The following is a 13,025-nucleotide window of genomic DNA, read 5'->3' on the forward strand; positions in this document are numbered from 1 at the left end:
GGCACGTATGCCCCACGCACGTGGGGATGAACCGCGGTCGGGGGCGTGGGATGACCTGGTGAACGGGTATGCCCCACGCACGTGGGGATGAACCGATTAACGACATCGAGAGTTATCGCACTCCCGAGGTATGCCCCACGCACGTGGGGATGAATTTGGAAAATTTTAGCAGGAATTTCATAAGGGGAGGAGAATAACTATGCTTAAAGATGGTATATAAAAATCCCAGAGGGGGTGGGGATTTGAAAAAGGACTTGAAGGAACTTCCGAAGCTTCGTGATAGCATCAGCTATTTTTATGTTGAGCATGCCATTATTGATCAAAGTGATTCATCCATTATTCTTCATCGTATCACAGAGGATATTCCTGTGCCGGTGTCTGCTCTTACATGTTTGATGATAGGTCCTGGTACAAAAATTACCCATGCAGCCGTGAAAACAATTTGTGAAAACGGGTGCATGGTGGTTTGGTGTGGAGAAAATGGGGCCAGGTTTTATGCTTATGGACAAGGAGAAACTAGAAGTGCGAAAAATACATTGATTCAGGCGAAATGCTGTATGGACGAAGAACTCCATATGCTTATAGTCAGGCGTATGTATGAGATGAGATTTCCTAAGATGGATTGCAAGAATATGACATTGCAACAGATAAGAGGGTTAGAGGGAATAAGGGTGCGCAAGGCATATCAGGCAGCAGCCAAGCTGAACGGTATCCCATGGAAAAAACGTTCCTATAAGAATACTGATTGGGATGCTTCCGATAATATAAATCGGGCTTTATCGGCTGCAAATGCGATTTTGTATAGTGTATGTCAGGCATCAATTTGTTCTTTGGGATATTCTGTAGCTTTGGGATTTGTTCATACCGGGAAAATGCTGTCGTTTGTGTATGATATTGCAGACTTATATAAGGCAGAGACAACGATACCTGCGGCTTTTGAAGCAGTGAAGAAAGATGCTAAAAATCCAGAAGCACATGTAAGAGAAATATGTCGCAAGTATTTTCATAACGCTAAAATAATGCAAAGAATTGCCAATGATTTAGGAAAGCTGTTTGAAGATATAGATAATGAGCAATTGGAGGCAAAGAATACAGGAGATCTATGGGATGATAATGTAGGGGCTGTTGATGGCGGAGTTAATTACGCAGATGAGGGATATATAGATGATAGTTCTGGTGATTGATAACGCTCCTGCCAAACTTCGAGGTGAGCTGACTAAGTGGTTGTTGGAGGTAAAGCCAGGAGTTTTTGCGGGCAAGGTTAGTGCGATGGTGCGAGAGCGGCTGTGGGAGAAGGTATATAGCGATGAGTATATAGCGGGGGCGGTCATGCTATATAGTATGAACACGGAACAGGGGTTTCATATGGAAATGTGCGGATACCCTACTCGCAGAGTGGTGGATGTCAATGGCATACAGTTGATCGGCATAAATAAGAAAGGTCCTTCTCAAAATGAGGGCGGTGAGTCTGGTGTTGAACGATGAGGAACTGGTACGGGGAATTGAGCGTACGTTATGGGCGAAGAGTGAACCGTTCAAACCCTTGTGGATGCATTTGCTGGAAACTGGAATTATAGCTCAGGAACTTATCTCATCTGGATGTTTTTATCCCGTGGGAAAGGAACTGTCAGAGAACTTCAATCTGCCCAGGGAAGAGATAATTAATCTTGTTGGCTATATTGGCTCAGTGCATGATTTAGGGAAATGTTATGCTTATTTTCAGATGCAGGCAACTGATAGTGAAATTGCTAAAATATTAAAAGAAAATAATGTGCCTATATTTGAAGCTGATAAATTCAGACATGAACTATATGGCTGTAAAATATTGAAGAGAATATGGAAAGAGACTGGTGTTTTTTCTTCTGACAAAAAATTTAGAAATCGTGTGGCTGAAGTAGTGGGGTATCATCATCAAGGCAAGACCAGGAAAAGGTACATCAGATGGAGCTGATCCTTCAGAGAAAGATGTTTGGCAGAAATTGCAAGAAAAAATCGAAAAGGGAATGCGGGAGTGGTTTAAGCCTCCGGAAGCTGCTCCCAGTCACATGGATGCGGCATGTATGATGCTTTTGGGCGTGTTGGTTACAGCTGATTGGATTGCATCTGGAGAAGATTTTTCTGAAACAGGCTGGTATCAAGAGTGGCATGATATTGAGAAAGAGACACGCAATAGAACGAGAATTTTCCTGCAGGATAATCATTTGCAACATCGTGAGGTAGATAGAAGTAAAAGGAAATTCACGGATTTGTGGCCCAAGATTCCTGAGGATGGGATGCGTCCCTTGCAAAAGGCAGTGGAAGAGATATTTGCCAAGGATGATGAATGTCCGCTGGGGGTTATCATAGAGGCACCTATGGGATGCGGGAAAACAGAAGCCGGGTTGTATGCCGCCCTGCGTTTGGCGCAGAGGTGGGGAAAGGAAGGCTTTTATGTGGCTTTGCCAACTTCAGCAACATCAAATCAGATGCATGGCAGAGTGAATGATATGCTGGCATCACTTCATGATCCATCAGCCAAGCTTATGCATGGCATGGCGTGGCTGATGGATGAAGTGGAAGCTTCATATAATACAGAGGATAAAATGGAAGCTGCACTATGGACAGCGCCTATGAGAAGAGGTTTGATTGCACCATTTGCAGTAGGCACCGTGGATCAGGTTATGATGAGTGCCATGCGCACTAAGTATGGTGTTTTGCGTTTGACAGGATTAGCGCAGAAGGTGCTGGTTATCGATGAAATACACGCCTATGATGCGTATATGAGCAGTATTATTGAAAAATTGCTTTCCTGGTGCAAGGTCTTGCATATACCTGTAGTGATGCTTTCGGCAACTTTGCCAAATGATAAGAAGACGCAATATTCTACATGTTATTGCACAGAAGAAGATTATACACTGGCTACTGATATGTATCCTGGCATTACCTTGCTATATGAAGACAGGAAGCCAAAACAGATTCATGTAGATGAAAACAGCAGAAATATAAAAGTGAGAATGAAGTACGCAACGTTGCTGAATTCTCCTGATGAAATCGCAGAGTACCTGAGAGAAAGAATGGATGAAATTGGTGGAGGATGTTTCTGTGTATTGGTCAATACGGTCAAGGAAGCACAGGATACATATAAATCTATCAAGAATAAATTGACAGGGGTTAGGACGATATTATTTCATGCGAGATTCAGTGCTAACCTCAGGCAGGAGATAGAGAAGGAATGCCTGGAACTTCTTGGGAAGGATAAGACGAAACGCCCGCAAAAACTGATTGTTGTAGCCACTCAGGTAGTCGAGCAGTCATTGGATCTTGATTTCGATGAAATGCTCTCTGATATCTGCCCTATAGATTTGTTGCTTCAGCGTATGGGCAGAGAATGGAGACATGATGATACTGTACGTCCTAATGGATGCCATGAGCCAATTATGACAGTGATGCTTCCTAAAGAGGATGCTTTTGGGAGTACAGAAATGGTTTATCCTAAAATATTATTGCAAAAGACTATGCGGGTTTTAAAGGATAAGGAAAATATATGTCTCCCAGATGATATTTCTTCGTTAGTGCAAATGGTATATGATGATACGCAGCTTGATGAGAGTGAGTTGGAAGCGTGGTTGGAGTATAATACGGATAACGAATTTAAGGAAGTGCAGGCTGGCGTTCAGGAACTGCCGAAACCATCTGCAAAAAAATTCTGCTTTGCCGATAATCATGCAAAGACTGGTGATTTATTCTTCTCTGATGATGATAGTTGTTTCTTACCTGCAAGAACAAGGTTAGGAGAGCCAAGCCGGCGCATCGCAATTGTGCCAGAGAATTTGTATAGTGAAGTGGTGTCAGCAGGAAAAGTATCCAAAAAATTGGCAAAGAAAGTTTTAGGATACAGCTTGAGCATTGCAGAGCGTGTTATGAAGACTCTGCTAGACAGAAAAACAACAGGAGTAGAATATGTAATTGGTGAGGGATTATTGCAAGGCACATATATATTCCCCGGCAATAATGGCATCTGTCATTTTATTGATGGCGGATCTATTGAAATGAATAATGAGATGGGATTTATTTGCCAGTCTGGCAAGGAGGTGTGAAGATGAAGTATGATATACGGACAGAACCTTGGATTCCTGTGCGTAGCCTTGATGGAATTGCTCATGAGATAAGCTTGTGTGATTTGTTTGCCAAGGCGCATGAGCTAAAGGATATAGATTGTGCAACTCCTATGGAAACTTATAGTCTTTATAGGTTTCTGACTGTTTTCCTTATGGATGTATATCGTCCTGATACTTGGGAGGAAAGGGTTGATATACTTGATGAAGGTTTTTTTGATGTAAAGAAGATAGAAGCATATGTAGATGAATGTGAGCAGGCAGGAGTAAGTTTTGATATTTTTGATAAAGACAAGCCTTTTTTGCAGGCTCCAGCTGATAAGACTTGGGACACTGAGAAAAACATTAAATATGTGGCAACTTTGGATAGTACACGTGCCAGTGGGAACAACGCTATTCATTTTGACCATAAATTGGAAAGTTTATCAAGTTTTACCCCGGCAGAGGCTTTCCGTTGTGTATTGACAGCACAAATGTTTTGTACGGCTATGTCAGGAGGGTATCCATCTGGTGTAAATGGTGCTCCGCCACTATATTTCTTGCCGAAAGGTCACAACCTTTTTGAAACATTGATACTTTCCTTGACAGAAATTGATGAGGAGAATTCAGGTGTGCCTCTTTGGAGAAGTGACAGAGATATTGTACCAAAGGAGGAAGTGGTAAAAACTAGTCAATTGTATGGTATGTTTTTTCCAAGTCGTAGAATCAGGCTGATTGAGCATGAAGGTATGGTTAAGCAAATGTTTTATCAACCTGGTCTTAATTTTACAGGTTATGCTGGTTGGAATGATCCTCATGTTGCGTATCGCAGAGGAAAAGATGATATTTTTACATCTATAAAGCCATCTGTAGAAAAGGAGCCATGGCGCAATATAAAGACTATAAGTGAGGATTATGAAAATGGAAGCGTGCCTGCAGTCATCAACGATTTTTACCAGATACAGGAAGAGAAGGGATCATATGCTATGCCTGTTCAAATATTGGGGGTTGTAACTAGTAATGCCTCTTATCTTGATACTCAAAGTGGTATGATGATATTAGATACGAGAATTATAAGCAATGAGGATAAGCGAAAATATGTTGCCAATTACATTGACATGGCAGAAAACATAGGCTACATTCTGGGCAAATCATTGGAAAATATCATATCGCCTGATGATAGTAAACGTGGCATAAACGAAGTGAAGCAATATGTTCACAGATTCTATATGGAATGTGAGAGGAAATTTTATGAAATAATGGATGATTTAGCAGTGAGTGATGGTATAGAAGCAGAAAATTCTGTTTCGGCAAGATGGAAGGAGAACCTTAGAAGAATAGTTTTGAATATAGTACAAGAATTGGAGAAGAATTATTGCTATCAATCTAAAGATTTAATACGGGCTCAGCAATATGAAAGAATATTGATGGGGAGTGTCAATAAAATTATAAAAGGGGGTAGGTCGGATGAATGAGAAAGAAAAAATAGCTGATTGGCTGGAAAAGGTGCAAATAAGGCTAGAAAAAGATAAAGGTCTTAGATCTGTTCTGAAGCGAGCTGCTGGAAAGACTATGCCTGCAGCAGGTGGCGCTGCCATGGCGGCATTTTATAAACTGCCACCCTCGCCGAGTTGGGAACAAGCATGTTTTACAGTTGTGTGTCTTATGTGCTTGTGGGAGGTTGAAGATTGGAAAAAAGGAAAAAATCTTGCATTGGCTGCCAAAAATTGCTTGCCTGCAGATAGGAGAGAGTCTTTTGGTAAAAAATTGGAAACTTTAATGGATTTAAGCATAGATGAAGATGGCTATTTTCAGTCTAAGCTATATAGAGTAATTAAACTTATTAAAAATAAAGGAGCCTTAGTTGATGCTTCGCAGTTGTTATACGATCTCGTGCGTTGGGAAAGTGACTCACGTTTCATACAGAAACGCTGGGTGAAAGAGTTTTATCAGGATGCAAAGGAAGACGAGAGTGAAGGAGAGATGGAAAATGTTGATTGAAATCCATATGTTAAAGAACTATCCGGCTACCAATCTGAACCGTGACGATATGGGGGCACCGAAAAGCTGCGTATTTGGAGGAGCACAGCGCGGAAGGATTTCGAGTCAGTGCTTGAAAAGGAGCTGGCGTGTTTCGCAATTCTTGCAGAAGGAATTGTCTGGTTATTTAGGTGTACGCACCAGAAAAATGCCTCAATTGGTTGTAGAGAAACTTAAATATATGGGGGTCGCAGATGAATTTTTAGAAGTTGCAAAAAAGAAACTAACAGGGTTTGCAAATAAGAATGGCAAAGAAAGTGATTTGGGTATCACAGGACAACTTATCATCTATTCTCCGGAAGATATACAGGCAGTAGCGGAAGTGGTGAAGCAACAGATAGATGAATTAGATGATGTCAAGAAGTTTGAGAAGATGAAGGCAACAGATATAGAGAAAATGATTAAGGGTGTGGATAGCAGGCCTGTTTCACTTGACATTGCTTTATTTGGACGAATGGTGACATCACCAGCTTTTGCCGATGTAGAAGCATCAATGCAAGTGGCACATGCGTTTTCTACTAACAGGGTAATCATGGAGTCTGATTATTTTACAGCTATGGACGATATGTTGACCAATAATGAAGAACTGGGTGCTGGCATGATAGGTGAGGTGGATTATAATTCCAGTTGCTATTATATCTATGCTTCTCTTGATGTGAACAAGTTATTGGAGAATCTGAAATATTCAGATTCTCCTGAGGCATTGGTTGAGGCAGCTGTTCCTGCTTTGTTGCGTGCTATGGCATATAGCAATCCCAGTGGAAAGCAGAATACATTTGCTGGCAATGTACTTCCGTCAGCAGTGCTGGTGGAGTGTAAAGATTATCCTGTTCCTGTAAGCTATGCCAACGCATATTCAAAACCTGCAAGAGCAATCCATGACAGAGATTTAATTACAGTAAGCATAGAAGCCTTGCAGAATAAAGTATTGCAGACGGTAGAGGATTTCCCTTCTTTAGGAGATGTGAGGCGTTTTTGGTTCAGTGAGGGAAATAGTATGCCTTTTGATAGTGATACAGGCATTGTAAATACTAAGAATTATGATGATTTGGTTGAATCTGTAACAAAGGTATTGGAGCTGTAAGGGGAGGGTAATATGACATCCATACCAATTTTAGTCTTGCGCTTAGATGGCGTGCTTCAAAGCTGGGGAGAACATAGCAAGTGGAATTATAGGGACTCTGCTGCTATGCCAACCAAATCAGGTATTGTCGGTTTATTAGGATGTGCGTTAGGTTTCTCCAGAGAGGACAAGAGGCTGGCAGAATTACAAAGAAACATAAGGATGGCAGTTAGAGCGGATCGTCCTGGAACTATGATGGTTGATTATCAGACGATACGTTCAAAGCGTTTGTTGAATGCGGAAGGCAAGATCAGAGCAAATGGTGATACGATACTGTCCTTTCGCACATATTTGCAGGATGCGTATTTTACAGTATTGTTGACTGGCAAGGTTGAAATACTAGAATATTTGTCAGAAGCACTTAATAAACCTAAGTGGCCAATTTACCTTGGGCGGAAGAGCTGTGTTCCATCCAGGCCTGTTTGTGATGGTATAACCACGACTTACAGTTCGCTGAAGGAAGCATTGCGAGAGCTTTCGAGTCCTGAGTCAGGGAAAATGTTGGTTGAGATGGATGCATCAGCGGGGGACACTGTGATAGAACGCAGAGATGTAAATGATGGTTATCGAATATTCCGCAGCAGGAGCGTTACAAGAACGTTCATAACAAAGGAGAGTGCGCAGGATGTACCTGAGTAAGATGCACTTAGATATCAGGAATATATACGCGAAAAAATGCTTGCGAGATTGCCAAATCATGCATCGCAGCATTCAGCACATGTTTCATAGCAGCAGACAGGAAAGCGGTGCGCTATATAGAATCAATCCGCAGCGCTTGGACGTGTATGTTTGGTCTGCGGAGAAACCTGACTGCGATTCAATCCCGGCGGGTATGAAGATGATTGGATGCAGGGATTTCTCTGAAATAGAGGCTGGCTTGCAGGAAGGGGGATGCTATAGGTTCAACCTTTTGGCGTCTCCATGCAAAAAAGTTCCACAGGAAGGGAAGAAGAACAGCCGGCGTAGGTTTCTGAAGACTATTGAGGAAAGGATGAAGTGGCTTCGCAATAAAGGGGGGCAGTATGGTTTTTCTGTGCTTCAGGTTCAGGAGAGTCATGAAAGCATGACACAGGGGTTACATGACAAAGATGATACGCAAGAGATTTTTTACAAAGGCGTAATATTCCAGGGCATTTTGCGTATTGAGGATGTGGCACTTTTCAAAAAGGGCTGGCAGAATGGTATTGGTCCCGGGAAAGCTTATGGGCAGGGGATGTTGATTTTGTATAGTGTGTGAAATAGTGACTGACCCCACGCAAGTGGGGATGAACCGATGGTTTATAATAATAAGCCCGTTGTTGTTTTTATTCCCCACCTATGTGGGGCTGAAGTGTAGAGCCCGTCCTTTTTTTGTGATAAAATTATATCAAGAAATGCATGATTGAAGGGCAGGGGGAGGAGAGTGCCATGAGGGAGCAGAGAAGGCGGCTGCCTATTGGGGTGCAGAGTTTCGTGAGCCTCAGGAAAGGCAATTTTGTCTATGTGGACAAGACGCGTTATATATATGAGCTGGCTTATGGCAGCAAGCAATATTTCCTGAGCCGTCCCAGGCGCTTTGGCAAGAGTCTGTTTCTTTCTACCTTGAAAGCCTATTGGGAGGGGAAGAAGGAGCTCTTTGCCGGGCTGGAGATAGTGGAGCTGGAGCAGGGGAATGAGGAGGCGTGGCAGCCTTATCCAGTATTTTACTTTGACTTCAATGGGCAGAACTATCAAGAGGAGTTGGCTCTTGACGATGTTTTGGATAAAATGCTGGGGAGGTGGGAAGAGGAGTACGACTGTAAAAAGGATGGATCAATAAGTTATCGCTTCCAAAATTTGCTCATGGCAGCTAAGGCAAAGACTGGCAGGGAATGCGTGGTGCTTGTGGACGAATATGACAAGCCTTTGCTGGAAGTGTTGGGTAATGCTGCTCTGGAGGAGCACAACAAAGCTGTATTCAAGGGCTTCTTCAGCAATCTTAAAAGCTATGATGAGTATTTGAGGTTCGTCTTCATAACCGGGGTCACGAAGTTCAGCAAAGTCAGCATTTTCAGCGATCTGAATCAGTTGGATGACATTTCTCTAAGCGAGCGATTTGCTGATATTTGCGGTATTACAGAGGCAGAGCTGGAGCGTGGTTTCGAGCCGGAGATAGAGATCCTGTCTGAAAGCCTGGAACTTGGCAGGGCTGAGTGCCTGTTGGAACTCAGGAAAATGTATGACGGTTATCATTTTCATCCCAAGGGCAAGGGAGTTTACAATCCCTTCAGCTTGCTCAGAGCGTTGGCGGAGGGTGAAATGGAATCTTATTGGTTTGCTACGGGTACGCCTGCTTTTCTGGTGCACAGGTTGAAGAGCATGCATTTTGATGTACGGCAGTTGGCGGAAGGAAGAATAGAAGCTGCCAGCAGCAGCATTACGGACTATAGGGCGGACAATCCTGATCCGATTCCCATGCTCTATCAGACGGGATACCTTACGATTTTTGGATATGACAGGAAATCGCGTCTGTATACTTTGGGGTTTCCTAATGAAGAAGTGAAGTACGGTTTTTTGGAAAGTCTTTTCCCCGAATATGCACCGGAAAGCACGCCGGGAAGCGGCAAGGATATTATTTCTTTGCGCCGCCGTATACTGGAAGGGGACACGGAGGGCATGAGGGATATTCTCACAGCTCTCTTTGACAGCATTCCTTACACTACAGATGATGCTCCTTTCGAGCATTACTTCCAGTCAGTGATTTACATCGTGTTCACTCTTTTGGGACAATATGCAGAGTGTGAAGTGCACAGCAGCCGCGGGCGTGCCGACTGCATAGTGTCTACGGAAAAGTTTGTCTATATCTTCGAGTTCAAGGTAGATAAATCAGCCAAAGAAGCCCTGGACCAGATAGAGGAAAAAGGTTATGCTGCGCCCTTTGCTGCAGATGAGAGAAAGCTTTTCAAGATTGGTGTGAGCTTTGATTCTAAGGAACGAAGCCTTGCTCAGTGGGAAAGTGAATAGTATGGTATGACAAACAGCCCCGCTTCGTGGAAGCGGGGCTGAAATTTTATGCTTTTGTTTCTCAAAACGCCGGTACTACGGCACCCTTGTACTTATCCTCGATGAATTTCTTCACATCGTCGGACTTCAGGGCCTTGATGAGGGACTGGATCTCCGGACGGTTCTCGTCGCCTTCACGGACGGCGATGATGTTCACGTAGGGGGAGGTGCTGTCCTCGATGAAGAGGGTGTCCTTGGTGGGGGTCAGGTTGACCTGCATGGCGAAGTTGCTGTTGATGATGGCAGCGTCAACGTCCTCCAGGGTGCGGGGCACCTGAGCGGCCTCTACTTCCTGGAACTTCAGATTCTTGGGATTCTCGACTACATCCTGCACGGTAGCTTTCTCGCCTACGCCAGCCTTGAGCTTCAGGAGGCCAGCCTTCTCAAGAAGCAGCAGGGCACGTCCGCCGTTGGTGGGGTCGTTGGGGATGGAGACGGAGGCTCCGTCTTTCAGCTCCTTCAGGTCCTTGACCTTCTTGGAGTAGATGCCCATGGGCTCGATGTGGACGCCGAAGGCGCTGGCGAGCTTCACATCCTTATGCTCTTCCATGAAGTTGTCAAGGTAGGGCTTATGCTGGAAGAAGTTGGCATCCAGTTCCTTGTCGTTGAGGGCCAGGTTCGGCTGCACGTAGTCGTTAAACTCCACGATTTCCAGCTTCACGCCGTCCTTTTCCAGGACAGGCTTCACAGCCTCCAGGATCTCTGCATGGGGCACAGCCGTAGCGCCCACCTTCAGGGTTTTGGCAGCAGAGCTGCTGCTGTTGCCTGCAGTATCCCCGCCGCAGCCCGTAAAGGCCAAAGCAGCCACAGACAAAGCTGCCAGCATAGAAAGAACTTTTTTCTTCATACAAAAACCTCCCATTCTCTTCCCGGAAGTAAATCCTCAGCCCAACCACAGCCCCTCAAACTTCAGCCCACGGATGGGCGTCCTGCGGCCGTTGGCTTTCAAGGATGAAAGGCAAGGCCGGTAAATATGCCACTGGCATATTTACCTTTTGGTTCGTTTTCTTTACTATAAAGAAAATGAACAGACGGAAGTAAAAAAGAGGGCTAAAGAGGATAGCTAAGGACTTCCTCCTTAACGCTTATCTAATTTCTTAGCCAGTGTACCTCCCAAGAGCTGCACTAACTGGACTAACACAATAAGTATAACCACCGTGGCCAGCATGACCTCCGGCCGGAACCTCTGGTATCCGTAGCGGATAGCCAGGTCACCTAATCCGCCGCCGCCGATGGCCCCTGCCATGGCAGATTCGCCCACCAGGGCGATGATGACTGTAGTAAGCTGTGCCACGATGGAGGGCAAAGACTCAGGTATCAGCACCTTCCAGATGATCTGCATGGGGCTTGCCCCCATGGACTGGGCCGCCTCAATGAGGCCGAAGGGCACTTCCTTCAGGCTGGTCTCCACCTGCCTCCCGATGAAGGGAATGCTGGCAATCACCAGAGGGACCATGGCCGCGGTGGTGCCGATGGCAGAACCCACAATCAGACGGGTAAGAGGTATGATTGCTACCATCAAGATGATGAAGGGGATGGAGCGGACGGCGTTCACCACTGAGCCAATGACTTTGTTCAGGGCCGGTGCGGAAAGGATGCCGCCCTTTTCCGTGGTGTGCAAGAGCACTCCCAAGGGGACGCCCAAGATCGTGGCAATCACCATGGACACGGCTACCATGTAGACTGTCTCGCCCAAAGCCTTAAAGAGCAGCATGATCATGTCTTCTGACATAACCAATCACCTCCTCTTTCAGGTCTTTGGCGGCCAGGTATTCCATAGCTGCCTGGATGCGTTCTTTCCGGCCTGTGAGGCCGATGATCATGCGTCCGAAGGGCTGGCCGGAAATCTGATCCAGGTCCCCGAAGAGCATGGTGCATTCCACCTCAGGGAACTGGCGGATCATGCCTGCCAGCACCGGGTCATCGGCAGATTCGCCGATAAAGGTCAGCCGCAGCAGCAGGTAAGAATCCTCACTGTATTCCTGCTGGATAGCGCCTCCCCGGAAAGCCACGGGCAGCTCATTGGACAGCAGCACGGAGATGAATTCCTTGGTGATGGGCTCCTTGGGATTCGTGAAGACTTCCAGCACCGTACCTTCCTCGGCGATGATGCCCTTGTCGATGACTGCCACCTTGTCGCAGAGGTCCTTGATGACCTGCATCTCATGGGTGATGACCACCACGGTGAGGTGCAGCTTGGCATTAATGTCCTTGATGAGCTCCAGGATGGAGCGGGTGGTCTGGGGGTCCAGGGCGCTGGTAGCCTCGTCGCAGAGCAACACCTTCGGGTCAGAAGCCAGGGCTCTGGCTATGCCCACCCGCTGCTTCTGGCCGCCGGAAAGCTGGGAGGGATACTGGGAAGCCTTGTTCTCCAGTCCCACCAGTTTCAGGAGAGGTTCTACCTTTTCCCTGATTTTTCCTTCCTCTGTGCCGCTGAGGCGCAGGGGGAAGGCGATGTTGTCATAGACTGTGGCAGAGGACAGCAGGTTGAAGTGCTGGAAAATCATGCCTATGTCCTTCCGGGCCTCCCGCAATTCTGCGGCAGAAAGGGACATCATGTCCTTGCCGTCCACGATTACCTGCCCCGCCGTGGGTCGCTCCAAAAGGTTGATGCAGCGCACAAGGGTAGACTTGCCGGCACCGGACAGGCCGATGATGCCGTAAATTTCTCCCTTGGCGATATGCAGGTCAATCCCCTTCAGCGCCGGAACCGGGCCTGAGGGACTGTCGTAGGTTTTCTCTATATGAGAAAGCTTTATCATGTTACA

13 protein-coding genes are annotated in these 13,025 nt (G+C 45.7%); 10 read left to right on the top strand and 3 right to left on the bottom strand.

Translation table 11 applies throughout. The features are described from left to right. Positions 1–242: 242 nt before the first annotated feature. The 10 genes from cas1e (at position 243) to BLW59_RS02755 (ending at position 10,218) form a co-directional block, all read left to right on the top strand. On the top strand, positions 243–1,184 hold the full coding sequence (gene cas1e / locus BLW59_RS02710; protein WP_074696257.1) for a type I-E CRISPR-associated endonuclease Cas1e: 942 nt from the start codon (positions 243–245) through the stop codon (positions 1,182–1,184). After that, positions 1,165–1,485: a type I-E CRISPR-associated endoribonuclease Cas2e gene (gene cas2e, locus BLW59_RS02715; protein WP_074695955.1), complete on the top strand. Its 321-nt coding sequence runs from the start codon at positions 1,165–1,167 to the stop codon at positions 1,483–1,485. Before cas1e ends, cas2e begins: the two co-directional genes overlap by 20 nt. Next, positions 1,472–1,951 (top strand): CRISPR-associated endonuclease Cas3'', encoded by a 480-nt coding sequence (locus BLW59_RS02720; RefSeq protein ID WP_175463338.1) that lies wholly within the window; start codon positions 1,472–1,474, stop codon positions 1,949–1,951. Before cas2e ends, BLW59_RS02720 begins: the two co-directional genes overlap by 14 nt. A gap of 28 nt (positions 1,952–1,979) precedes the next feature. Then, positions 1,980–4,076: a CRISPR-associated helicase Cas3' gene (cas3, locus tag BLW59_RS02725; protein WP_074695960.1), complete on the top strand. Its 2,097-nt coding sequence runs from the start codon at positions 1,980–1,982 to the stop codon at positions 4,074–4,076. Positions 4,077–4,078: 2 nt separating this feature from the next. Further along, complete coding sequence (gene casA / locus BLW59_RS02730) at positions 4,079–5,548, top strand: type I-E CRISPR-associated protein Cse1/CasA (protein WP_074695963.1); 1,470 nt, start codon at positions 4,079–4,081, stop codon at positions 5,546–5,548. Beyond that, positions 5,541–6,074, top strand: coding sequence for a type I-E CRISPR-associated protein Cse2/CasB (gene casB / locus BLW59_RS02735; RefSeq protein ID WP_074695965.1), 534 nt, complete (start codon positions 5,541–5,543; stop codon positions 6,072–6,074). The genes casA and casB overlap by 8 nt, the downstream gene beginning before the upstream one ends. Beyond that, complete coding sequence (gene cas7e / locus BLW59_RS02740) at positions 6,064–7,197, top strand: type I-E CRISPR-associated protein Cas7/Cse4/CasC (protein ID WP_074695968.1); 1,134 nt, start codon at positions 6,064–6,066, stop codon at positions 7,195–7,197. The genes casB and cas7e overlap by 11 nt, the downstream gene beginning before the upstream one ends. 12 nt (positions 7,198–7,209) lie before the next feature. Beyond that, positions 7,210–7,875, top strand: a complete 666-nt coding sequence (gene cas5e / locus BLW59_RS02745; protein ID WP_074695971.1) for a type I-E CRISPR-associated protein Cas5/CasD — start codon at positions 7,210–7,212, stop codon at positions 7,873–7,875. After that, positions 7,862–8,473 carry a type I-E CRISPR-associated protein Cas6/Cse3/CasE gene (cas6e, locus tag BLW59_RS02750; RefSeq protein ID WP_074695973.1) on the top strand — a complete coding sequence of 204 codons (612 nt, stop codon included), beginning with the start codon at positions 7,862–7,864 and terminating at the stop codon, positions 8,471–8,473. The genes cas5e and cas6e overlap by 14 nt, the downstream gene beginning before the upstream one ends. A 170-nt stretch (positions 8,474–8,643) precedes the next feature. Beyond that, a complete protein-coding gene (locus tag BLW59_RS02755) occupies positions 8,644–10,218 on the top strand; it encodes an ATP-binding protein (protein ID WP_074695975.1) in 1,575 nt (524 codons plus the stop codon). Positions 10,219–10,279: 61 nt separating this feature from the next. On the opposite strand, the gene BLW59_RS02760 is transcribed toward BLW59_RS02755, so the two are convergent. The 3 genes from BLW59_RS02760 to BLW59_RS02770 all read right to left on the bottom strand — a co-directional run bounded on the left by BLW59_RS02760 (position 10,280) and on the right by BLW59_RS02770 (position 13,019). Then, on the bottom strand, positions 10,280–11,104 hold the full coding sequence (locus BLW59_RS02760) for a MetQ/NlpA family ABC transporter substrate-binding protein (RefSeq protein ID WP_074695977.1): 825 nt from the start codon (positions 11,102–11,104) through the stop codon (positions 10,280–10,282). Positions 11,105–11,335: 231 nt separating this feature from the next. Next, positions 11,336–11,989 (bottom strand): methionine ABC transporter permease, encoded by a 654-nt coding sequence (locus BLW59_RS02765; protein WP_029542839.1) that lies wholly within the window; start codon positions 11,987–11,989, stop codon positions 11,336–11,338. Next, a complete protein-coding gene (locus BLW59_RS02770) occupies positions 11,958–13,019 on the bottom strand; it encodes a methionine ABC transporter ATP-binding protein (RefSeq protein WP_074695980.1) in 1,062 nt (353 codons plus the stop codon). Before BLW59_RS02770 ends, BLW59_RS02765 begins: the two co-directional genes overlap by 32 nt. Positions 13,020–13,025 lie beyond the last annotated feature (6 nt).

Origin of the sequence: Selenomonas sp. KH1T6 (assembly GCF_900108415.1) — a bacterium.
GTDB classification, from domain to species: domain Bacteria; phylum Bacillota; class Negativicutes; order Selenomonadales; family Selenomonadaceae; genus Selenomonas_B; species Selenomonas_B ruminantium_A.